Source organism: Vibrio sp. 10N.222.52.B7 (assembly GCF_041474275.1).
GTDB lineage: Bacteria > Pseudomonadota > Gammaproteobacteria > Enterobacterales > Vibrionaceae > Vibrio > Vibrio crassostreae_C.
This window is the reverse complement of sequence record NZ_JBFRTU010000549.1, coordinates 1-224: the sequence shown is the minus strand read 5'-3', so window position 1 is coordinate 224 and position 224 is coordinate 1. Positions and strand designations below refer to the sequence as shown.

Below are 224 nucleotides of genomic sequence, written 5' to 3'. Positions count from 1 at the left end.
GTATCTGATGCCTCTGGCCAATATAGTGTTGCCGTAAGCAGCTTATCGGAGGGCGATCATAATCTATCCGCCAAAGCATTGGCTCCTTCGTCAGTGCTACCGGCTACATCTTCGCTTCTTTCCGTCCATATAGATACACAAGTACACGTCGGTATTCAAACAGACCCAATTACCGCCGACAATGTGATTAATGCTCAAGAATCCAACAGCTCCATTGACATCAC

At 46.9% G+C, this 224-nt stretch carries 1 protein-coding gene; it reads left to right on the top strand.

The genetic code is table 11. The features are described 5' to 3' along the window. Positions 1-224 (top strand): hypothetical protein (locus AB4512_RS24140; protein ID WP_372176018.1); only part of this gene is annotated, 224 nt, incomplete at both ends.